A 21750-nucleotide genomic window follows, 5' to 3' on the forward strand; every position below is an offset into this window, starting at 1 on the left:
GGCCTCGAACCAGCCCCGGAAGTGGGGGACCTCGGGGGCCCGCTCGGGGTGGCGGAACCGGCTGGGGACGAACCGGCCGGCGTTGACCATGCCGGCGTTGGCGGTGAACACCAGGTCGGGCAGGCCCGGCTGCGGCTCCATCCTCTCCACCTCGGCGCCGGCCGCCTCCAGGGTGGCGACCAGACCCTCCCACTGGTCGCGGGCCCGGTCGAGGTCGACGGTGACCTCCCGGTGCATCCACGGGTTGATCTCGTAGAGCACGCCGAAGTGCTCCGGCGGGCACATCAGGTAACGGCGGCCCCAGCCGAGGGTCACGCGGGCCCGACGAGTTGCTGGCGCAGCCCTTCGACGAACAGGCCCACGTCGGTGACGATGCCCAACGCCTGATGGCTGCCCCGGTCGGTGAGCTTGGTGGCCACGGCCTGGTTGATGTCGACGCAGAACGTCTCCACGTCGGCCCGCAGCAGGTTGCCGGTGGCGATGGCGTGCAAGGTGGACGCCAGCATCAGCGCCACCGACACGCCGGGCAGGAGGTACCGCATGGCGTCGACCGCCTCCACCACGTTGGTGTAGACGTCGGGCAGTGGCCCGTCGTCGCGCACCGAGCCCGCCAGCACGAACGGCACGCCGCGCTGCACGCACTCGTACATCACGCCGCCGTCGATGTAGCCCGCCTCCACCGCAGCGGCGATCGAGCCGTACCGGCGCACCTCGTTGATGACCCGCAGGTGGTTGGCGTGGCCGCCTTCCGACGACGTACCCGCGTCGACGGAGATGCCCAGCGACGTGCCCATGACGTTCGACTCGATGTCGTGGGTGGCGAAGCCGTTGCCCGCGAAGAGCACGTCGATCCAACCGTCGCGCACGAGGTGGGCTACGTCGGGCCCTGCGCCGGTGTGGATCACCGCCGGGCCGCACACGGCGAGCAGCTTGCCGCCCGCCTCCTTTGCCGTTCGCACCCGGTCGGCCACGTTGGCGACGAGCAATGCCTTGGGCTTCTCGCTGCTGACGTCGGAGGCCATGAACTCGAAGGGGCTGGCGCCCCGGGGCCGTTCGGGCGCGCTGACCTTGACGCCCTCGTGGCCCACGACCACGCGGTCGCCCACGCGCACCCGGTGCATGGGCACGGTCCGCACCCGCTCCTCGGGGGTCACCACCACGCCGCAGTCCATCTCGGGGTTCTCCACGTCGACCCACCGGCCGCCGATCCGCACGCAGGTCGGCAGGTTGGTGGTGGAGTAGAAGCCCGCCGGGAACACGCCGTCGGCCTCGCACGGCACCAGCTCGGCGTCGGTCTGCACCACCCGGTTGGCGCCGTGCGTCTGCAGTTCGACGAGCACCGCTTCCAACAAGGCCTCGTCGTCGGCCGACACCTCGAGCTGCGCCCGACTGGCATCGACGTTGGTCTTGCCGATGTCGACCTGGAGCATGCGGTAGTCGGCGCCTGCGGCGAGGATCACGTCCATCACCTTGGCCAGGATCAACGAGTCGATGATGTGGCCTTCGACCTCGACGATCTCACTCGCCATCACTCGACCTCGCTCACCGGTACCTCGTCCCGGCCGATGGTGGGCTCCGGCTTCATGCGTCCCGTCCGTTCGTCGTACAGGTCGCGCACGATCACCTGGATCACGCCCGCCACCGGGATGGCGAGCAGGGCGCCGAGGATGCCGAACAGTTCGACGCCGCACAACACGCTGATCAGCACGGCCAAGGGGTTGAGGTTGACCGTCCTCGACATGATCGTGACCTGCAACACGTGGTTCTCGAACTGCTGGTACACGACGAAGAAGACGATGGTGGCGACGCCGGCCACGGTCGAGTGCAGGAACGCGACCACCACCGCAGGGATGGCGCCGAGGGTGGCGCCCACCAAGGGGATGAGGTCGGCGAAGGCAACCCACAGCGCCAGCACGCCCCGGAAGGGGATGTCCATGACGAAGAGGAAGACGAACGTCGCCACGCCCGCCACCACGCTGATGAGCAGGTTGCCCGCCATGTAGCCGGTGACCGCTTTGGCGCAGTCGCCCGCCACCCGTCTGACCCGTTCTCGCCGTTCCTCGCGCAGGACGTTGAGCCCCGTCGCCAAAATCTGCGGGCCTTGCAGGATCATCAGGAAGGCGAGGACGAAGATCGTCAGGCCCGCGGCGAGCGCGTTGCCCAGGCTGCGCACGATGTCGACGCTGTTGCTGCCGAGGTCGTTGAGCGCCTCGCGGATGCGGTCCTGGTTCTGCTCCAGCCGCTCGTCGAGGTCGTAGCGGGTGACGATGCCGCCGACCGGGCCGCGTCCGGCTCGGGCATCGGCCACGTACTCGGGGAAGTTCTCGGAGAACTCGCCCGCCTGGTCGGCGATGGGGCGGATGAAGGTGTAGAGCAGCGCGGCGAGCAGGCCGAGGCCGGTGATGAAGACGAGCAGGGTGGCGACCGCCCGGCGGAAGCGCAGCTTGTTCACCAGGAAGTCGACGGCGGGCGTGAGGACGACGGCCAGGAAGCCCGCCACCACCAGCCACGTGACGATGCGGGCCAGCTCCCGCAGGATGCCCAAGCCGATCCACACGGCGAGGACGGCGAAGATCGTGGCGAAGATGACGCGCCAGGGGATCGGGGTTCGGTCGCGCTCGCCGGGGACGGCCATCGCGGGTCAGCGTAGCGACGGGCTAACCTCCGTCACGCCATGGGCCAGCCGATCACTGTGTTCCAGAAGCCGTCGACCCGTCCCGGGATCGTGCGCTTCGAGCTCAACCGCAGCCTCACCGGGATGGGCCACGAGCGCTATCGCGCTGGTGGCGAGGTCACCGGCCATCGGCCACCCGACGAGGTGGCCCGCCGGCTGTTCGCCCATGGAGGCGTGGAGGCCGTGCATGTGTACTCCAACGAGGTCACCGTCGAGCTGGCCGCAGGGGCCGAGTCGTCCGGCTTGCTGGGCGTGCTCGAAGAGCTGTTCATCCACTACACCGAGGGCGTCACCCCCTCGATCCCGTAGGCGGCGCCGTGTCGGGTGATCCCTGGGCCGCCGTCCTGGAGCGTCTCGACGACGCCGCCAAGCTGACCGGCCTCGAACCCGACATCCACCGGCTGCTGCGCACGCCGCGCCGGGTGCTCGAAGTGTCGATCCCCGTCCGCATGGACGACGGGCGCGTCGAGGTGTTCACCGGCTGGCGCGTGCACCACGACACGACGCGGGGGCCCGCCAAGGGCGGCATTCGCTTCCACCCCGACGTCGACGCCCGCGAGGTGGCGGCGCTGGCCGCGGGCATGACGTTCAAGACGGCCATCGCCGGGCTGCCCTTCGGGGGCGGCAAGGGCGGTGTGCGCTGCGACCCGACCCGGCTGTCGCTGGGCGAGTTGGAGCGGCTGACCCGGCGCTACACGCTGGAGATATCGCCGCTGCTGGGGCCTGACAAGGACATCCCCGCACCCGACGTGAACACCGACGGCCGGGTCATGGCGTGGCTGATGGACACCTTGTCGATGCTGCGGGGCGAGCTCCTGCCCGGCTCCGTCACCGGCAAGCCGCTGTCGATCGGGGGCACCCGGGGCCACACAGGGGCCACGTCGACCGGCGTGCTGGTCTGCACCCGAGCGGCCTTCGCTGCCCTGGAACTGCCGTTCGCCGGGAGCCGGGCCATCATCCAGGGCTTCGGCAAGGTGGGCGGCCCGTTGGCGTTCCTCTTGTCGTCGGCGGGCATGCGGGTGGTGGCGGTGAGCGACGTGGGAGGCGCTGTCTACAACCCGGGCGGGCTCGATCCGTCCACGCTGTCCGACCACGTGGCCCATGCGGGCACGGTGGCGGGCTTCGACGGCGGCGACCCCGTCGACCCCGACGACATGTGGGCCATCGAGTGCGAACTGGTGGTGCCCGCGGCGCTGGCGGGGGCCATCGACGAGCGGGTGGCCGAAGCGCTCGACACCAAGGTGATCGTGGAGGCGGCCAACGGGCCGACCACGCCCTCGGCCGATCCCGTGCTCGACCGCCGCGAGATCGTGGTGGTGCCCGACATCCTGGCCAACGCCGGGGGTGTCACCGCCTCGTACTTCGAGTGGGCGCAGAGCAGGCAGGGCTACGCCTGGGAAGAGGAACTGGTCGCCACCCGACTGCGCACCACCATGGACGAGGCCTTCCAGGCCGTGTGGGCCCGGGCGGAGACGCTCGATGTGTCGTTGCGGCGAGCCGCATTCGCCCTGGCCGTCGAGCGGTTGGCCGAGGCCATCTCGGCTCGGGGGTTGTTCCCGTAAATCGCTGGGAATAGTTTCCCGAGCTAATTAGTTTGGGAAACCGATGAGCCCAGTCGCCGCCACCCGAGAACTGACCGACCTGGCCGGTCGGGCGCGGCTGGTGGTCATGCGCTTGGCCCGCCGCATCCGCCAGGAGGGGATGGGCGACGAGGCCACGCCGTCGATGATCTCGGCATTGGCCAGCATCGACCGCTTCGGGCCGCTGACGCTGGGCGAGCTGGCCGCCGTCGAGCAGGTGCAGCCGCCGACGATGACCAAGATCGTGGCTCGGCTGGAGGCCGCCGGGTACGTGGTGCGAGAGGTCGACGCCGGCGACCGGCGGGTGGCGCGGGTGCAGGTCACCTCGGCCGGGCACCGGTTCGTGGAGCGCGGCCGGCAGCGGGGAGCGATGTTCCTGGCCGAGCGGTTGCGCACCCTGTCGGCCGAGGAGCGTGCTGCAGTGGAGGCGGCCTTGCCGGTCCTCGAGCGGTTGCTGGACGGCGACGCGTGACCCTGCTGAAGGCGTTGTCGGGCCGCACCTTCCGTTCGCTGCAGATCCGCAACTACCGACTGTTCTTCTGCGGGCAGTTGGTGTCGTTGACGGGGACGTGGATGCAGTCGGTGGCCCAGGCCTGGCTGGTGCTGCGCCTGACCGACAGCGGCGCCGCCGTCGGCATGGTGACCGGGTTGCAGTTCGTGCCCATGCTGGTGGCCGGGGCGTGGGGCGGCGTGGTGGCCGACCGGGTCGACAAGCGCAAGGCGCTGGTGGTGGTGCAGTCGGCCATGGGCGCGGTGGCCCTGGCCCTTGCCGTGGTGACGGCGACCGAGGTGGTCGAGTTGTGGATGGTCTACCTGGCGGCGTTCCTGCTGGGCTGCGCCACGGTGATCGAGACGCCCACCCGGCAGGCGTTCGTGACCGAGATGGTGGGGCCGGAGTCGCTGCCCAACGCCATCGGGCTGAACTCGGCGCTGTTCAACGGGTCGCGGGTGGTGGGGCCTGCGGTGGCGGGCTTCCTCATCGTCGGGGCCGGGCTGTGGATCTGCTTCCTGGTCAACGCCGTGTCGTTCCTCGGGGTGATCGGTGCCTTGGTGGCCATGCGGCCCGAGGAGTTGCACCCGGCCGAGCGGGCACGGCGGGAACCGGGGCAGGTGCGGGCCGGGCTGCGGTACGTGTGGTCGTCGCCCGAGCGGCGCTGGACGTTGTTGCTGGTGGCCGCAGTGGGCACGTTCGCCTTCAACTTCAACGTGGTGTTGCCGCTGATGGCCCGCTTCACCTTCGGCGCCGATGCCGGTGGCTTCGGCCTGCTCACCTCGGCCATCGGCGTGGGCGCCTTGGTCGGCGCGCTGGTCACGGCGGCCCGGGCCAAGCCGTCGCCGTCGCTGTTGGTGCGGGGCTGCGGGGCGACCGCTGCGTTGATGGCCGCCGCCGCGGTGGCGCCCACCATGGCGGTGGAGCTGGTGGTGCTGGTGCTGCTGGGCGCTGCAGTGATCACGTTCATGACGACGGCCAACGCCATGTTGCAGCTGGGTTCGGAGCCGGCCATGCGCGGGCGGGTGATGGCGCTCTACGCGCTGGTGTTCCTCGGGTCGACGCCCATCGGCGGGCCCATCGTGGGCACGGTGGCCGAGCAGTTCGGGCCTCGTGCCGGCCTCGGTGTGGGCGCCGCTGCGGCGTTCGTGGCCACCGCCGCGGGTGCGATTGCGTTTCGACGGGCGGCCGTACGGGGCGAGGCTGCCGTCACCGCGCAGCTGCCGGCCGAACCGGCTGCTGCGTAGGAGGTCGCCGTCCGCTCAGGCGCCGCGGGCGATGCGTTCGGCCGTCTGCGCGAGCTCGGCTTGCAGGAAGTCGATCTCGCCCTGGATGCGGCGGGCGTCGTCGTCCCTGCCCTGGACCTCGGCCCGGGTGCGCTGCTCGACCAGCTCCACGATCTGCAGTTCGAGGCCCATCTCGTGGTCGGCCATCCGAGGGTCGGTCATAGGCCGTGCTTACCCGTGCGTCGGCGCTGTCATGCGCCGCGGCCGGTGCGCTCCTGGAGGTCGTCGATCTTCTTGGAGGCCTCGGCCTTGGTGAGGTCGTCGGGGACCTCCTCACCTGCCTCTTGGGCCAGCGTGTTGAGGTAGGACTCCTGCGGGCCGGTCATGGGCTCCTCGCCGGTGACCCAGTCGTCGGGGTCCTTGGCCGGGTTGGGCGTGGGGGCATCGGGGGCGGTCTGTCCGTTGCTCATGAATCTTCCGTACCCCTCTTGACCTGTTCGAACACATGTTCGATACTCGCGCCATGGCCCGAGTCGACCGCGGAGGCACTGCGCAGCTGCAGGAGGTGGTGGCCCGCACGCGCCCGGTCGTGCATGCGGGCGACCAGGTCCTCCCGCTGCTGCCGGGGTTGGCGGGGCTGCTCCCGTGGGCGGGGCTGCGGCGGGGCTCGACGGTGGCGGTGACGCCGGGGGCGGCGGCCACGTCCCTGGCACTCGCCGTCGCCGCCGGGCCGTCGCAGGCGGGGTCGTGGTGTGCGGCGGTGGGGTGGCCGTCGCTCGGGCTGGTGGCGGCGGTGGAGGCGGGCATCGACCTGGCCCGGTTCCCGCTCATCGCCGCGCCGGCCACCGGTGAGGAGTGGGCGTCGGTCACTGCCGCGGTGGTCGACGCCTTCGACATCGTGCTGGTGCAGCCGCCTTCGCGGGTGGGGGCGGCCCATGCCCGTCGGCTCACCGCCCGCGCCAGGGAACGCGGGTCGGTCCTGCTCGTCGTCGGTGCATGGGAAGGCGCCGACGTGCGGGTGGCCGTCCGCCAGGCGACATGGCACGGGTTGGAGCAGGGGCACGGGCACCTCCGCTCTCGGCTCGTCGAGGTCGTCACCGAGGGACGAGGCGCAGCCGCTCGTCCCCGGCGCCTGTCGCTCTGGCTGCCGGATGCGGATGGAGACGTTCGACGCCAGGCTGCCGCGCGTCCGGCGGCCAGAGGGGAGGCGCGGGTGGCGGGGTGACAGTGACGGGTGCGCCTTTGCCGGAGCGGACGCTTGTCGTCTGGTGCCCCGACTGGCCGTTGACGGCCGCGGGCGTCGGGGCCGACGAGGCGGCGGCCGTCGTGGTGGCGAACCGGGTGGTGGCCTGTTCGGCCGCGGCCCGACGAGAAGGGGTGACGCGCGGGCTGCGCCGGCGGGAGGCGCAGGCGCGGTGTCCTTCCCTGATCGTGCTCGCTCCCGACCCGGCTCGCGACGCACGCGCCTTCGAACCGGTGGTAGCTGCCGTCGAGGCGTTCGCGCCCCGCGTCGAGGTCACGCGCCCGGGCCAGTGTGCGCTGGCCACGCGCGGCCCGTCGCGCTACTTCGGTGGCGACGAGGCGTTGGCGCGGGCGCTGGTCGAAGCAGTGGCGGGGGTCATGCGCGCGCGCCCGCGCGTGGGCATTGCCGAGGGGGCCTTTGCCGCGGCGTTGGCCGCACGCGCCACGAGTGACGACGACCCCGTGCGCATCGTGGCGGTGGGTGGGAGCGCAGCCTTCCTGGCGCCGTTCCCGGTCACCGCCTTTGGACGAGGCGACGACGCCGACCTCCTGGCCCGCTTGGGGATACGGACGCTCGGTGAGTTCGCAGCGTTGCCTGCCGCCGACGTGCTGGCCCGTTTCGGGCTCGAGGGCGCGGCCGCCCACCGGCTGGCGTGCGGCCTCGACGAACGCCCTGTGGTCGCCCGCACGCCACCTCCCGAGCTGGCGGTCGAGCGCGTGCTCGACCCGCCTGCGGGCCGGGTCGACATCGCCGCCTTCGCGGCCAAGGGCTTGGCCGAGGAGCTCCACCAGCGCCTGTCGTCGCAAGGGCTGGCGTGCACCCGTGTACTCGTCGAGGCCGAGACCGAGCACGGCGAGCGGTTGGCCCGGCTGTGGCGCCACGACGGCGCCCTGACGGCGGCCGCCATGGCCGAGCGCGTGCGCTGGCAGCTCGACGGCTGGCTGGCGGGCACGGCCGACGACGCCGACGCCATGCCCACGGCGGGGCTCACGTTGCTGCGGCTGGTGCCCGACGAGGTGAAGCCCGACAACGGCCGCCCCGTCGGCTTCTGGGGCGGCGCCGCCGACGTCGACGACCGGGCGGCGCGGGCGTTGGCCCGCGTGCAGGGCATGCTCGGCCCCGAGGCAGTGACGACGGGCGTGCTGTCCGGGGGGCGCAGCCCGGTCGAACAGGTCTCCCTCGTCCCGTGGGGCGACCCTCGGCAACCGCAGCGGCCGGGGCGACCGGGCGAGGCACCGGTCCGGGCCGACGGCCGTGTCGAGGTGCCGCCATGGCCGGGTCGCCTGCCCGCCCCGGCGCCGGCGACCGTGCACCGCCTGCCGCTGCCCGCCGAACTGGTCGACGCCGAGGGCCGCCCGGTGCGGGTCACCGGGCGCGGGGCGGTGCCGATGCCGCCCGCCCGCCTGCGGGTCGGCGGCGGCCGGTGGCGCGACGTGCGGGCGTGGGCGGGGCCGTGGCCGGTCGACGAGCGGTGGTGGGACGGCACCGCCCACCGCCGTCGAGCACGCTTCCAAATCGAAGAGGACGGTACCGGCGTGGCCCATCTGGTGGTCCTCGAACGTGGCCAGTGGTGGGTCGAAGCGTCCTATGACTGACGCGTTCGCCCATCTGTCCGGCGTGCGCCGCATGCGTCGGCTGGGCGAATCGCGGACGGGCAAACCCCCGCGAAAGGCGCTGCCTAGTCCGATCGGACGTTGGCATTTGACGCCATCGGGCCATGGTCGGCAACGACCCGCGTCGTAATACTCACTAGGAGTCACCGTTCTCAACGAAGGGGTCGATGCCGGTGCACACCCTTGCCCTCCCGCGTCGCGTAGTCGTTGCCCTTGCCCTCGCCATGTCGTTGGCCGCGGCAACCGTGCTTCCTGGCAGCACCGGCGCCGGCGCCGACGCTCCGGCCCGAGCGGCCGCCGCCGCTGTCGACGACGCGCTCCGCACCCTGCGTGACGCCACGGCGCGCATCATCGTGCAGAAGCACGCCGGCACCGCCGGCGATCCTGAGCGCACCGTGCACGACCTGGGTGGCCAGGTCACGCGTGACCTGCCCTTGGTGAACGGCTTCTCCGCCACCGTCCCCACCGACGCCGTGCCTGCGCTGGCCGACGACCCGAGCGTGCGCGCCATCTCCCTGGACCGCCGCATGCAGCCGCAGGGGGAGTCGTCCTCCGGCGTGAAGTCCGTCTTCGCCAAGGTCGTCGGCAGCGACGACATGGACCAGGCGGGCCACCGCGGCGCAGGCGTCACCGTTGCCCTGATCGACACCGGCGTTGCCGATGTGCCCGACCTGGCGGGCCGGGTGCTGCCGGTCACCGACGACATCACCGGGGCCGTCTCCGCCTGCCAGAACCTGTCGGGCGAGGCCGGGTGCGCCGACTCCTACGGGCACGGCACCTTCATCGCCGGGCTCATCGCCGGCAACGGCGCTTCGTCGGGTGGCCGCTGGAAGGGTGCGGCCCCCGAGGCCAACCTCGTGTCGGTCAAGATCGCAGGCCGCGACGGCTCGGCCGACGTCAGCGGCGTCATCGCCGGCATCCAGTGGGTGGTTTCGTTCAAGGACCGCTACAACATCCGAGTCCTCAACCTGTCGTTGGGGACGGACTCCACGCAGAGCTACAAGGTCGACCCGCTGAACTACGCCGTGGAGCGAGCGTGGGACGCAGGCATCGTCGTCGTCGTCTCCGCCAGCAACCGCGGCCCGGCGGCGGGGACCATCGCCAAGCCCGGTGACGACCCGTTGGTGGTGACCGTCGGGGCGACCGACGACCGGGGCACGCCCGGCTTGGGCGACGACCTGGTGCCTGACTTCACGTCCCGCGGACCGACCGCAGCCGACGGCCTCGCCAAGCCCGACGTCACGGCGCCCGGTGCGCACGTGGTGTCGCTGCGGGCACCGGGCAGCGAGGTCGACACCCGCTTCCCGAACTACGTCGACGGCGCCTACCGGCAGGGCAGTGGCACCTCCATGGCGGCCGGCGTGGTGTCGGGCGTGGTCGCCTCGATGCTGTCGGCCCAGCCGGCCATGACGCCCGATCGGGCCAAGTACGCGCTGATGTCGACGGCGCGGCGAGCGGCGTCCGACGATGCCAACACCGTGGGCGCCGGGACCGTCGACGCATACGAGGCCGCCTTCTCGGCGCCCGCCGGTGTGGCCAACGTCGGCGTGGTGCGCTCCAGCGGCCTGGGCAGCCTCGACGCCAGCCGCGGCACCGTCCGCATCCAGGCGGGCGACCCGCTGCGCACCGTTGTGGAAGGGACGCTCACGGCGCAGTTGCTGCTGTGGGACCCGGTCGCCTTCACCGGCTCGTCCTGGTACGGGTCGTCCTGGTACGGCTCCAGCTGGTACGGCAGCTCCTGGTACGGGTCGTCGTGGTACGGCTCCAGTTGGTACGGCAGCTCCTGGTACGGGTCGAGTTGGTACGGCTCCAGTTGGTACGGGTCGTCGTGGTACGGGTCGAGTTGGTACGGCAGCTCCTGGTACGGCTCCAGTTGGTACGGCGGCTGGGAGTGAGTCGCCGCGACCCCGTCGCCGTTTTCACCGTCGGCCTGTTCGCCGCCGCCGCTGCTGTGGGGGCGCTGAGCTTTCACCACTACGGCCTCGACCATGCGGCCACGTGGTGGGCGGTCGTGCCCTTCACCTTGCTGCTCGGCGCCGCCGAGTACCTGCTCGTGCGCTTCGTGTACCGGGGCGAGGTCGACGCCCTCAACCTGTTCGAGGCGGCGCTGGCACCGGCGCTGGTGGCCCTGCCGACGCCGGTGGTGATGCTGACGGTCGCCGTCGCCCAAGTGGGGGCCTCGGTGATGCGGCGCAACCCGCCGCGCAAGACGTTGTTCAACGTGGCCAACTGGATGGCCGCCGCGGGCGCCGGGAGCGTCGTGTTCACCGCCATGCGCCACAGTGCAGCGGGGGAGCACCAGCACGGGCTGGTCGGCTACGACATCATCGCCTTGGTGTGCGCATTGCTGGTCGTGTCACTGTGCAACCAGCTGGCCTTCGGCAACGTCATCCGCCTGGTGAACGGCCACACGTGGCGCCAGACGTTCGCGGGGCTGCGGCCGGTAATCCTGCCCGGCTGGGTCGGCGGCTGGGTCGTCAACACGGGCTTCGGCGGGTTGTTCGCCATCTCCTACATGACGAGCGCTTGGGCGCTGCCGTTCTTCGTGGTGCCCCTCGTCATGCTCCACTGGGCCAGCCGCGGCTTCGCCACTGCCCGCACCGACCGCATCCGACTGGCGTGCCTCCAGCAGGCCACCCATGTGCTGGCCGAGCCCATCGATCCCCGCGACGGGATCCCCGCCTTCCTTGCCGAGGTCCGGTCGGGCTTCGAGGCCGACGCCGTCGAGCTGCGCACGACCGCGGCCGTGCACTGCGCCCCCGCCGATGGGGCGCCCAGTGGCGACTGCATCGAGGTGCCGGTCACCACAGGCGAGCGCGTGCTCGGCACGCTTCGGGTCTTCGGCCGCGGCGGCACCGAGGGCTTCGGCGACGGCGAGGTTGCCGTACTCGGCGCGTTGGCCGCCGAGGTCGGAGGGGCGCTGCACAAGGCGGAGTTGCTCGATTCGATCCTCGAGGAACGGCGCAAGCTGTTCACCGTGGTCGACAACACCTCCGACGGCATCCTCGCCGTCGATGCCGACGGCGTGATCCAGACCTGGAACCCGGGCCTGGAAGCGATCACCGGGTACCCGGGGGCGTCGATCGTCGGCAGCGCCCACGCGGGCGTGCTGCGGGCCAAGGACGCACAGGGCCGCGACGTGTTGCTGGAGCGGTGGGCGGCCGGCGATGAGCTGCCGAGCGATGTCCAGGTCGTGACCGCCGACGGCTCGACGCGGTGGTTGTCGTGCAGCTACTCGCGAGTGCCGCCGAAGGACGACCGCCTTGGCGTACTCGTGGTGATGGCCCGCGACGTCACCCGCATCCACGAGGTGGAGCGCCTCAAGGAAGACTTCGTGGCCACCGTGTCGCACGAGTTGCGCACGCCGCTGACGCCGATCAAGGGGTTTGCCAACCTGCTGCTCGACGGCGGTGAGCGCCTCGACGAGGACGCCCGTCACACGGCGGCCGAGTCGATCCTGCGCTCGGCGCAGCGGTTGGAGCAGCTGATCGTGAACCTGTTGGAGGCGTCACGGGTGGAGAGCCACGTGGTCGACGTACGCGACGCGCCCGTCCCCGTGGTGCCGGTCGTGTCCCAGGTGGTGCACGACTTTCGCACCGCGTTCCCCAGCCGTCGCATCACCGTCGTGGCCGAGGGGGCGGTCACGGCCAAGGGCAGTGAGCTGTGGCTCGAACAGATCGTGGCCAACCTGCTGTCGAACGCGGTGAAGTACACGCCGGAGCTCATGCCGATCGAAGTCCGTGTCGGGGCCGATGCCGAGGTCGTGGAGGTCGCCGTCGTCGACCACGGCCCTGGCATCCCGGCCTCCGAAGCTCGGCGCATCTTCGACCGCTTCGAGCGGCTCGACCAGGACCGGCGCCAAGCGGGCACCGGCCTCGGCCTCTACATCGCTCGCGAACTCGCCCATGCCATGCAGGGGACGCTGGACGTGGCGGCGGGCGAAGACGGCGGCGCCGTGTTCTCGCTCCGCCTGCGGTCGGCGGCGTCGGGGGTCGTCGTCGTCCGTTAGTCGGACGTGCGGCAGGCCCGGACGTCGCGCACCATGTGGCGCGCCCGGTCGGTGAGGCCCGCCAAGGCGCCGGCCACGATGTTGGCGGGCGGACGGTCCGGCGCATGGGGGTGCGGCCGGGTCGGCGCCACCGAGCGGGCGCGTTCCATGGCGTCGCCCAGCTCGTGCAAGCGCTCGGTGCCCAGGCGCTCGCGCAGCGCCGGGAACAGCGACTGTTCTTCGTCGGCGGCGTGGCGGCGCACGATGTCCATCACCGCTTCGAAGCCGGCCAGGAAGCCGTGCTCGGACGGCTGCTTGCCGTCGAGGTCGGCCAGCAGGCGCTTGAGCTCGCCGTGCTCGGCCAGGCTTTCCTCGACGACCCGGTCGCCGTCGTCGAGGGCGCTGCGCATCGCCGGGTAGAGCACATGCTCCTCCACGGCGGCATGCACCGACAGCAACTTGATCAAGTGCTGGGCGAGGTGGCGTTGGTTCTCGACGGCGTCGGTGGTCGCCGCCAGCTGCAGCTGGCGGAAGGTCTGGTCCATCTGGCGGTGGTCGGACGTCAACATCTCCACGGCGTCGGCCCGCGCGCCGGTGATCCCCTGGGAAGTCATAGGCGCGGAGCTACCCGTTGCGGCGGGCGGCGAAAACGCCAGAGGTCGGGTACGGCTGCCGCGTGCCTGCCGCGCCCGGCATCGTCGGGCACTGCCCGCCGGCTCGGGCGGTTGGTAGCCCAACTCGGGGCCGGCGTCGGCCTCACGCCGGCGGCGCTCGAGGACCGAATGGACCACGGCGCCGGTGATGACGGCGAGGGAGGCGACGGGGGCGAGCACGCCCTCGACGCCGCCGCCCTGCTTCTTCTGCCGTGCCATGGCGGGAGGCGTACCCGGCAGGCGGCCCAGGACAATCCGCAGTTGCTATGGATGTGGTGGCACTCGGAAGGTATCGAACGTATGTTCGTAGCCTGCGACCGTGGGCTTCAACAACCCGGGCCTTCCGTGGCACGAGCTGGAACGACGGTTGTCGGACGGCCGCCCGCGCAACCAACCGGGATCGGCGAACGGCGGCGACAGCCCGGCGTGGTCGCGCAAGCGCCAGCCGTACCAGCCGCCGCCCGAGCCCCGCCCCGCACCGCAGGCGCCGCAGCGCACGCCGTACGCCGAGCTGCACTGCCACTCCAACTTCAGCTTCCTCGACGGTGCGTCGCACCCCGAGGAGCTGGCCGAGGAGGCAGCCCGGCTGGGCTTGGAGGCCCTCGCCCTCACCGACCACGACGGCATGTACGGCGCCGTGCGCTTCGCCGAAGCAGCCGGCGCCGTCGGGCTGCGCACCGTGTTCGGGGCCGAGCTCAGCATCGGCCTCACCGCTCCCCAGAACGGCGCAGCCGATCCCGAAGGCCATCACGTCGTCGTCCTCGCACGCGACCCCGAGGGCTACGCCCGGCTGTGCCGGGCCATCAGCGACGCCCAGCTGGCAGGCGGCGAGAAGGGGCGGCCGCGGTTCCACCTGGCCGCGCTGGCCGAGGCCCACGGCGGCCATTGGCAGGTGCTCTCGGGGTGCCGCAAAGGGCTGGTGGCCTCGGCGTTGGCGAGCGACGGGCCCCAAGCGGCGGCCCGCAAGCTCAGCGACCTGGTGGCCGTCTTCGGGCGGGAGAACGTCGCCGTCGAACTGTGGGACCACGGTGATCCGCTTGACGCCGCACGCAACGATGCGCTTGCGGCGCTGGCGATTCGGCTGGGGGTCGACGTCGTCGCCACCAACAACGTCCACTACGCCGTCCCGGCCCGGCGCCGCCTGGCCACCGCGCTGGCCGCCGTGCGCGCCCGCCGTTCGCTCGACGACATCGACGGTTGGCTGCCGCCTGCGGCGTCGGCCCACCTGCGCAGCGGGGGCGAGCAGGCCCGCCGCTTCGCCCGGTACCCCGGCGTGGTCGAGCGGGCCGCCGCCATCGGCCGGGCGTGCGCGTTCGACCTGCGGCTGGTGGCGCCCAAGCTGCCCGACTTCCCCGTGCCGCCCGGGCACACCGAGATGAGCTGGTTGCGCGAGCTGACCCGGCAGGGGGCCGAGCGGCGGTACGGGCCGCCCGACCGCGAGCGGGTGCCCGGCGCCTACCGGCAGATCGCCTACGAGCTCGACATGATCGAGCGCCTCGGCTTCGCCGGCTACTTCCTCATCGTGTGGGACATCACCGAGTTCTGCCGCCGGTCGAACATCTACTGCCAAGGCCGGGGCTCGGCCGCCAACTCGGCCGTCTGCTACGCCCTCGGCATCACCAACGCCGACGCCGTGGCGCTGGGCCTGCTCTTCGAGCGGTTCCTGTCGCCCGAGCGCGACGGGCCGCCCGACATCGACGTCGACATCGAGAGCGAACGCCGCGAGGAGGCGATCCAGTACGTCTACGAACGGTACGGCCGCCAGAACGCCGCACAGGTGGCGAACGTGATCACGTACCGCCCGAAGTCGGCGGTGCGCGACATGGCCAAGGCGCTGGGCTTTGCTCCGGGCCAGCAGGACGCCTGGTCGAAGCAGGTGGACGCGTGGGGGCCGCTGTCGGCCACCGCGGCGTTGCCCGACCACGACATCCCGCAGCAGGTGCTGGAGATGGCGGGGGAGTTGCAGCACTTCCCGCGGCACCTCGGCATCCACTCGGGCGGCATGGTCATCTGCGACCGGCCGGTCGTCGAGGTGTGCCCGGTCGAGTGGGGGCGCATGCCCGGGCGCACCGTGCTCCAGTGGGACAAGGACGACTGCGCCGCAGTGGGGCTGGTGAAGTTCGACCTGTTGGGCCTCGGCATGTTGTCGGTGGTACACGACGCCGTCGACATCGTGGGCGCGCACCACGGCATCGACGTCGACCTGGCCACCATCCCCCAGGAGGACGAGGTCTACGACATGCTCTGCGAGGCCGACTCCATAGGTGTGTTCCAGGTCGAGAGCCGAGCCCAGATGGCCACGCTGCCCCGATTGCGGCCGCGCCGGTTCTACGACCTCGTGGTGGAGGTCGCCCTCATCCGGCCCGGCCCCATCCAGGGCGGGTCGGTGCACCCCTACATCCGCAGGCGCAACGGGGTGGAGCCCGTCACCTACCTGCACCCGCTGCTCGAACGCAGCCTGGCCAAGACCCTCGGCGTGCCCTTGTTCCAAGAGCAGCTCATGCAGATGGCCATCGACGTGGCCGGGTTCACGCCCGCGGAGGCCGACCAGTTGCGCCAGGCCATGGGCTCGAAGCGCAGCGTGGAGCGCATGGAGCAGCTCAAGGCGCGGCTGTACGAGGGCATGGCCGAGCGGGGCATCACGGGCGAGGTCGCCGATGCCGTCTACGACAAGCTCGTGGCCTTCGCCAACTACGGCTTCCCCGAGAGCCACTCGGTGAGCTTCGCCTACCTCGTCTACGCCAGCGCCTACCTCAAGTACCACTGGCCCGACGCCTTCCTCGCCGCGCTGCTCAACGCCCAGCCCATGGGGTTCTGGGCCCCCCAGACCCTGGTGGCCGACGCCCGCCGCCACGGCGTGGTCGTGCGCGGCCCCGACGTCAACGTCAGCCGGGCCAAGGCCCACCTGGAGCCCGACCACGCCGTGCGCTTGGGGCTGGAGTACGTGCGCACCATCGGCAAGGACCTGGCGAAGGCGATCGAGGCCGGCCGGCCCTATGCGTCGATGGAGGACGTGGCCCGGCGCTGCGGGCTGACCCAGCCACAGGTGGAGGCGTTGGCGACCGCGGGCGCGTTCGGCTGCTTCGACCTCGACCGTCGAGGCGCGCTGTGGGCGGCGGGCGCCGTCGTGCAGGCCCGCCCCGGGCGGCTGCCCGGCGTCGTCACCGGCGCGCGGGCGCCCACGCTGCCGGGCATGAACGAGGTGGAGGAGGCGGCGGCCGACCTGTGGGCGACCGGGTTGTCGCCGACGTCGTCGCCCACCGAGTTCGTGCGGGAGCGCCTCGACGAGCTCGGCGTGGTGACTGCCCGCGGCCTCGTCGAGGTCGTCGCGGGGGAGCGGGTGCTGGTGGGCGGGGTGGTGACCCACCGACAGCGGCCCGCCACCGCGTCGGGCACCACGTTCCTCAACCTGGAGGACGAGACCGGCCTCGTCAACGTCATCTGCTCGAAGGGCGTGTGGGCCCGCCACCGTCGGGTGGCCCGCTCGGCGCCTGCGTTGTTGGTGCGCGGCCGCTTGGAGAAGGTGGAGGGCGTGCTGAACGTGGTGGCGGAGCGCCTGGAGCCACTGCCGCTGTCGCTGCGGGGCGGGCGCTCCCGCGACTTCCGCTGACGCCCGCCGAGACCGGCAGCCGCTCACCACGGCGTCGGCTCCCCGAACCGGGCGGGCACCGAGGCCACCTCGTCGCCCGCCACCAGCAGCCAGTCGAGCAGGGCCACGTCGTGGGCCTCGAGCCGCCGCCGGGCCTCGTGCCAGGCGTGCTCGGCGGCGGCGGGCGGCTCCGCCCCCGACCCCGGGTCGAGCGACACCACCACGGCGGCCGCCGGTCCTTGTGGCGGCGACAGGGTGACGAGCGTGGTGCAGGCGTCGGGCAGGTCGGTGGGGCCGAGGTCGAGGTCGCGCACGGCGATGAGCAACCCGTCGTCGTCGACCAGGAGCACCACCAGGCTCGGGCGTTGCTCGGCGGCGCCTGCGGTGGCCAGCTCCACGGCGATCGGTGGGGCGAGCAGGCCGTGGGCGCGGGCCGACAGCGACGACGAAGACGAAGACGAGGACGAAGACGAAGACGAGGACGGGCGCGGCATGTCGCAACCTCCGGAAAACGAGGGGCCGGTTTTCGCAAGGGGAAGCTGCGAGGTGCGAGCGCCACTATGACGAGGAGGGTGAGACAGTTTTCGCGGGCGAGGCCGCGGCGAGGGCTACGAGCGGGCGACCTCGACGGCCGCCTGGGCCCAGGCCCGCAGCGTCTCGCGGTCGTCGAGCACCTCGGGGGGCACCTCGTAGTACGACTTCGGCCCGTGGCCCCGCGGCGGCGTGAACGGCCCCATGCCCGCAGCCACGAACGCCCCCACCGTGGTCGAGTCGGTCTTCAGGTACAGCCGCCCGTCGTAGGCGATGGCGAAGAACACCCCGTCGAGGTACAGCCCGTGGCCCCCGAACATGGCCCGGACCACGACGTCGGGCAACTGGTCCTGCACGAACTCCACGAACGACGACCCCACGTCGGCCACGCTACCCATGGGTAGGGTCCCGCACATGGCCAGGTTCAAGGTAGGTGTGCAACTTCACCCGCAGCACTCGTCGATGGAGGACCTTCGAGCCGCATGGCAGGCGGCCGACCGCATGGGCGTCGACTCCATCTGGACGTGGGACCACTTCTACCCGCTGTACGGCGACCCCGACGGCGCCCACTTCGAGGGGTGGTCGCTGCTGGCGGCCATGGCCGTCGACACCGCCCAGGCCCGCTTCGGGATGCTCGTCACCTGCAACAGCTACCGCAACCCCGAGCTGCTGGCCGACATGGCCCGCACCGTCGACCACCTCAGCGGCGGCCGCCTGATCCTCGGCCTGGGCGCAGGCTGGTTCGAGCGCGACTACCAGGAGTACGGCTACGAGTTCGGCACCGGCCCCAGCCGCCTCAAGGACCTGGAGGCCTCGCTGCAGCGCATCAAGGCCCGCCTGCCCAAGCTCAACCCGCCGCCCCTCGGCCCCCTGCCCATCCTCATCGGCGGGGGCGGCGAAAAGGTCACCCTGCGCCTGGTGGCCGAGCACGCCGATGCCTGGAACAGCTTCGGCCCGCCCGACCGCTACGCCGAGAAGAACCGCATCCTCGACGACTGGTGCGCCAAGGTCGGCCGCGACCCCGCGGCCGTCGAACGCACGGTGGCGTTCAACAGCGTGGACGAACTCGACCACGTCGAGGCCTACCTCGAAGCGGGCGCCACCCACCTCATCCTCGGCCGCGGCCACCCCTTCGACCTCGACCCCGTGGAGAGGCTGCTGGCCATGTCGCGCAGCTAGCCTCGCTTCCATGGCATGGGATTTCGAGACGGAGCCGGAGTTCGAGGCGAAGCTGCAGTGGATGCGGGACTTCGTGCGGGAGGAGGTCTTCCCGCTGGAGACGTTGGGCCTCGACCGCGACACCTTGGTGCAGGCGGTGCGACCGCTGCAGGAAGAGGTCAAGCGCCAGGGACTGTGGGCGGCCCACCTCGACCCCGAGCTCGGTGGCATGGGCTTCGGCCAGGTGAAGCTCGGCCTCATGCACGAGATCCTCGGACAGTCGGTGAACGCCCCGCTGGTGTTCGGCAACAACGCCCCCGACTCGGGCAACGCCGAGATCATCGCCCACGGCATCGCCTCCAGCGGCCGCCACGACCATCGCACGAAGTGGCTCGAGCCCCTGCTCGAAGGCAAGATCCGCAGCGCCTTTTCGATGACCGAGCCCGGCGCGGGCGCCGACCCCACGCTCATCAAGACCACCGCCGTGCGCGACGGCGACGAGTGGGTGATCAACGGCCACAAGTGGTTCACGACCAACGGGTCGATCGCCGACATCCTCATCGTCATGGCGGTCACCAACCCCGACGTGCACCCCTACCAGGGCATCAGCCAGATCATCGTGCCCGCCGACGCGCCGGGCGTGAACATCCTGCGCGACATCCCCACCATGGAGCACCCCGAGCCCCACTTCGGCGTCTACGGCGGCCACTCCGAGATCACCTACACAGACGTGCGGGTGCCCTACGAGAACCTGGTGGGCAACGAGGGCGAGGGCTTCGTCCTGGCCCAGAAGCGCCTGGGCCCGGGCCGCATCCACCACTGCATGCGCTGGCTGGGCCAGTCGAAGCGGGCCTTCGACATGCTGTGCGAGCGAGCCGTCTCCCGCTACGCCCACGGCTCCACCCTGGCCGAGAAGCAGACCGTGCAGAACTGGGTGGCCGACTCCATGGCCGAGATGTCGGCTGCCCGGCTCATGACCCTGCATGCCGCCTGGAAGATGGACAAGGTCGGCGCCCCCGCTGCCCGTGTCGAGATCGCCATGATCAAGTACTTCGGCGCCCAGGTCCTCTACAACGTCATCGACCGGGCCATCCAGGTGCACGGCTCGCTGGGCTTCTCCACCGATCTGCCGCTGGAGTCGATGTACCGCATGGCCCGCGCCGCCCGCATCTACGACGGCCCCGACGAGGTGCACCGGGTGACGGTGGCCCGCTCGGCCCTCAAGAAGTACACGCCCACCGAGGTGCCCACCGAGCACGTGCCCACCCGCCGGACCGCTGCCCAGGAGAAGTTCGCCCACCTCTTGGAGGAGGCGACGGCCAACCTGTAGTGATCCGCCGCAGGGTCGTCGTCGACGGCCGGGTGCAGGGCGTCGGCTTCCGCGAGTCGTGCCGCCGCCAGGCCACCCATGTCAACGGCTGGGTGCGCAACCTCGAAGGCGGCCGCGTGGAGGCCGTCTTCGAGGGCGAGCCCGCCGCCGTCGAGGCCATGGTCGACTGGTGCCGCAGCGGGCCGCCGTGGGCCACCGTCACTGCCGTCGAGGTCTACGTGGAGGAACCGCAGGGCGACAACGGCTTCACCGTTCGTTAGCGGTCGTCAGTGCCACGGCCACGCCGAAGGCGACGTGGTCGAGGTACTGGGGCACCTGCGGCAGCGCTCGCACGGCCGGGAACCGCCGCCCCACTACGCCCAGGTCGATTGCGGCGATGCCCACGCTGGCCGCCGCGCCCCACAACAGCCGCCGCCGCCGAGGCAGCACCGCGCCCAGCACGGCGGTCCATCCCAGCGACAGGCCGACGTGGGCAACCAACGCCCGCACCAACGACGGCTTGCCCAGCAACGTGCCCGCCGCCCGGCTCGACGCCAGCAGGTCGTCGCCCCGCACGACGGCCACGACGGTGGACGGCAGCCCGCTCACCACCGCCGGTAGCACGGCGGCCCGGACCAGGTTCTGGACGGGCGAAAGAAGAATTCTCGTGATGTACCCCGCAGGACGGTTTGCGTAGCGAAGCGTCGCGGTACGTTCGATTTGGTTGAGCAGCCAGCCGCCCTCATCGGCGGTGGTCGTCGTTGGGGCAAGACGGCGACGAAAGACGGGGCTGCGGCGGCTATGAGGTCGATGACCAAACCTGTCGTACTTTCACGACGGGAGCTACACGAACTCCACCTCCGGTACCAGGAGCAACCTGAGCCGGGCCTCCGCGACGAACTGCTGTCCCGCTACCAGGGCCTGGCCCAGTCGATGATCAATCGCTTCTGCCGGCGTCCGGAGGAGCGTGAAGACCTCGAACAGGTTGTGCAGATCGCCCTCGTGCGCGGCCTCGAGCGCTACGACGCCACCCGCGGCGTGGAGTTCTCCACGTTCGCCTGGGCCACCGTGCGGGGTGAGATCAAGCGCTACTACCGCGACCATTCGTGGCGCCTGCGGGTGCCCCGGCGCCTGCAGGAGTCCTACCTGGCGGTAGCGGCCGCCGTCGACGAGCTGTCGCACGAGCTCAGCCGCTCGCCCACCTACGCCGAGATCGCCGACCACACCGGCCTGTTGATCGAGGACGTGGTCGAGGCCATCGAGGTGCGCCACGCCTACCGCCTGGTGTCGCTCGATGCCCCCCTGCGCGACGACGAAGAGCCGATGTCGCTGGGAGCTGTCGACCCGGGCATGTCGGCGGCCGAAGACCGCCACGCGCTGGGAGAACTGGTCTCCAAGCTGCCTGACCGCGAGCAGCGGATCGTCCTGCTGCGCTTCGTGCACGAGATGACCCAGTCGGAGATCGCCTCCGAGATCGGCCTCAGCCAGATGCAGGTGTCGCGGCTGCTGGCTCGCAGCCTCGACCAGATGCGCACCTGGGCGGGCGCCGCCGCCGACTAGTGCCCCTTCCGGAAACCTTCGCCCCTTGACGTAGGAGGAATCGCGCTCCGAGGCGCGAACTGCTCGTTCGGCAGACTGTCGAGCGAGGAGGGATGCGGTGGCCGAGCGTGTGCGGGTGCGGGAGATCACCAACGAC

22 protein-coding genes are annotated in these 21750 nt (G+C 71.5%); 13 read left to right on the plus strand and 9 right to left on the minus strand.

From position 1 onward, the window contains the following. The 3 genes from VM938_14140 to VM938_14150 form a co-directional block, all read right to left on the minus strand. Positions 1 to 315: hypothetical protein (locus tag VM938_14140; GenBank protein ID HVF76173.1), on the minus strand; the 315-nt coding region annotated here is incomplete at its 3' end. Next, complete coding sequence (locus VM938_14145; GenBank protein HVF76174.1) at positions 312 to 1529, minus strand: TIGR00300 family protein; 1218 nt, start codon at positions 1527 to 1529, stop codon at positions 312 to 314. The genes VM938_14140 and VM938_14145, both read right to left, overlap by 4 nt. Further along, on the minus strand, positions 1529 to 2635 hold the full coding sequence (locus VM938_14150) for an AI-2E family transporter (GenBank protein HVF76175.1): 1107 nt from the start codon (positions 2633 to 2635) through the stop codon (positions 1529 to 1531). The genes VM938_14145 and VM938_14150 overlap by 1 nt, the downstream gene beginning before the upstream one ends. Positions 2636 to 2674: 39 nt before the next feature. On the opposite strand from VM938_14150, the gene VM938_14155 reads away from it, so the two are divergent. Genes VM938_14155 through VM938_14170 form a run of 4 tightly spaced genes read left to right on the plus strand, consistent with a single transcriptional unit; the run spans position 2675 to position 5991 of the window. Continuing rightward, positions 2675 to 2983, plus strand: coding sequence for a hypothetical protein (locus VM938_14155; GenBank protein ID HVF76176.1), 309 nt, complete (start codon positions 2675 to 2677; stop codon positions 2981 to 2983). An 8-nt stretch (positions 2984 to 2991) separates the two neighbouring features. Then, the gene (locus VM938_14160; protein ID HVF76177.1) at positions 2992 to 4236 is read left to right on the plus strand and encodes a Glu/Leu/Phe/Val dehydrogenase; all 1245 of its coding nucleotides are present in this window, start codon (positions 2992 to 2994) and stop codon (positions 4234 to 4236) included. Between the two features lie 43 nt (positions 4237 to 4279). Next, positions 4280 to 4726 carry a MarR family transcriptional regulator gene (locus tag VM938_14165; protein HVF76178.1) on the plus strand — a complete coding sequence of 149 codons (447 nt, stop codon included), beginning with the start codon at positions 4280 to 4282 and terminating at the stop codon, positions 4724 to 4726. After that, entirely contained in the window at positions 4723 to 5991 is a 1269-nt protein-coding gene (locus VM938_14170; GenBank protein HVF76179.1) for an MFS transporter, read from the plus strand. The genes VM938_14165 and VM938_14170 overlap by 4 nt, the downstream gene beginning before the upstream one ends. A 15-nt stretch (positions 5992 to 6006) precedes the next feature. On the opposite strand, the gene VM938_14175 is transcribed toward VM938_14170, so the two are convergent. Together VM938_14175 and VM938_14180 are read right to left on the minus strand one after the other, a co-directional pair. After that, on the minus strand, positions 6007 to 6192 hold the full coding sequence (locus tag VM938_14175; GenBank protein HVF76180.1) for a hypothetical protein: 186 nt from the start codon (positions 6190 to 6192) through the stop codon (positions 6007 to 6009). Positions 6193 to 6221: 29 nt separating this feature from the next. Further along, the gene (locus VM938_14180; protein HVF76181.1) at positions 6222 to 6440 is read right to left on the minus strand and encodes a DUF3072 domain-containing protein; all 219 of its coding nucleotides are present in this window, start codon (positions 6438 to 6440) and stop codon (positions 6222 to 6224) included. Positions 6441 to 6475: 35 nt separating this feature from the next. On the opposite strand from VM938_14180, the gene VM938_14185 reads away from it, so the two are divergent. From VM938_14185 to VM938_14200, 4 genes are all read left to right on the plus strand, one after another. Then, entirely contained in the window at positions 6476 to 7195 is a 720-nt protein-coding gene (locus tag VM938_14185; GenBank protein ID HVF76182.1) for a hypothetical protein, read from the plus strand. A gap of 17 nt (positions 7196 to 7212) precedes the next feature. Continuing rightward, positions 7213 to 8808, plus strand: a complete 1596-nt coding sequence (locus VM938_14190) for a DNA polymerase Y family protein (GenBank protein ID HVF76183.1) — start codon at positions 7213 to 7215, stop codon at positions 8806 to 8808. 191 nt (positions 8809 to 8999) lie between these two features. Further along, positions 9000 to 10721 carry a S8 family serine peptidase gene (locus VM938_14195; protein ID HVF76184.1) on the plus strand — a complete coding sequence of 574 codons (1722 nt, stop codon included), beginning with the start codon at positions 9000 to 9002 and terminating at the stop codon, positions 10719 to 10721. Between the two features lie 665 nt (positions 10722 to 11386). Beyond that, entirely contained in the window at positions 11387 to 12835 is a 1449-nt protein-coding gene (locus VM938_14200; GenBank protein ID HVF76185.1) for an ATP-binding protein, read from the plus strand. On the opposite strand, the gene VM938_14205 is transcribed toward VM938_14200, so the two are convergent. Continuing rightward, a complete protein-coding gene (locus VM938_14205) occupies positions 12832 to 13686 on the minus strand; it encodes a hemerythrin domain-containing protein (protein HVF76186.1) in 855 nt (284 codons plus the stop codon). The genes VM938_14200 and VM938_14205 overlap by 4 nt on opposite strands. A 100-nt stretch (positions 13687 to 13786) precedes the next feature. Here VM938_14205 and VM938_14210 point away from each other — a divergent pair, with 100 nt between their 5' ends. Beyond that, on the plus strand, positions 13787 to 17077 hold the full coding sequence (locus VM938_14210) for an error-prone DNA polymerase (protein HVF76187.1): 3291 nt from the start codon (positions 13787 to 13789) through the stop codon (positions 17075 to 17077). A gap of 23 nt (positions 17078 to 17100) precedes the next feature. Here the strand turns inward: VM938_14210 and VM938_14215 are convergent, their stop codons facing one another. Beyond that, positions 17101 to 17550, minus strand: a complete 450-nt coding sequence (locus VM938_14215) for a hypothetical protein (protein HVF76188.1) — start codon at positions 17548 to 17550, stop codon at positions 17101 to 17103. Between the two features lie 114 nt (positions 17551 to 17664). After that, complete coding sequence (locus VM938_14220; GenBank protein HVF76189.1) at positions 17665 to 17976, minus strand: TfoX/Sxy family protein; 312 nt, start codon at positions 17974 to 17976, stop codon at positions 17665 to 17667. Between the two features lie 25 nt (positions 17977 to 18001). On the opposite strand from VM938_14220, the gene VM938_14225 reads away from it, so the two are divergent. The 3 genes from VM938_14225 to VM938_14235 are packed head-to-tail and all read left to right on the plus strand — an operon-like array spanning position 18002 to position 20335. Next, on the plus strand, positions 18002 to 18766 hold the full coding sequence (locus tag VM938_14225) for an LLM class F420-dependent oxidoreductase (protein HVF76190.1): 765 nt from the start codon (positions 18002 to 18004) through the stop codon (positions 18764 to 18766). 10 nt (positions 18767 to 18776) lie between these two features. After that, positions 18777 to 20075, plus strand: a complete 1299-nt coding sequence (locus tag VM938_14230; protein ID HVF76191.1) for an acyl-CoA dehydrogenase family protein — start codon at positions 18777 to 18779, stop codon at positions 20073 to 20075. After that, a complete protein-coding gene (locus VM938_14235; GenBank protein HVF76192.1) occupies positions 20075 to 20335 on the plus strand; it encodes an acylphosphatase in 261 nt (86 codons plus the stop codon). The genes VM938_14230 and VM938_14235 overlap by 1 nt, the downstream gene beginning before the upstream one ends. Here the strand turns inward: VM938_14235 and VM938_14240 are convergent. Then, entirely contained in the window at positions 20322 to 20663 is a 342-nt protein-coding gene (locus VM938_14240) for a hypothetical protein (protein ID HVF76193.1), read from the minus strand. The genes VM938_14235 and VM938_14240 overlap by 14 nt on opposite strands. A 201-nt stretch (positions 20664 to 20864) precedes the next feature. On the opposite strand from VM938_14240, the gene VM938_14245 reads away from it, so the two are divergent. Further along, positions 20865 to 21614 (plus strand): sigma-70 family RNA polymerase sigma factor, encoded by a 750-nt coding sequence (locus VM938_14245; protein HVF76194.1) that lies wholly within the window; start codon positions 20865 to 20867, stop codon positions 21612 to 21614. Positions 21615 to 21750 lie beyond the last annotated feature (136 nt).

It is taken from the genome of Acidimicrobiales bacterium, from assembly GCA_035536915.1.
Classification (GTDB): Bacteria; Actinomycetota; Acidimicrobiia; order Acidimicrobiales; family JAHWLA01; genus JAHWLA01.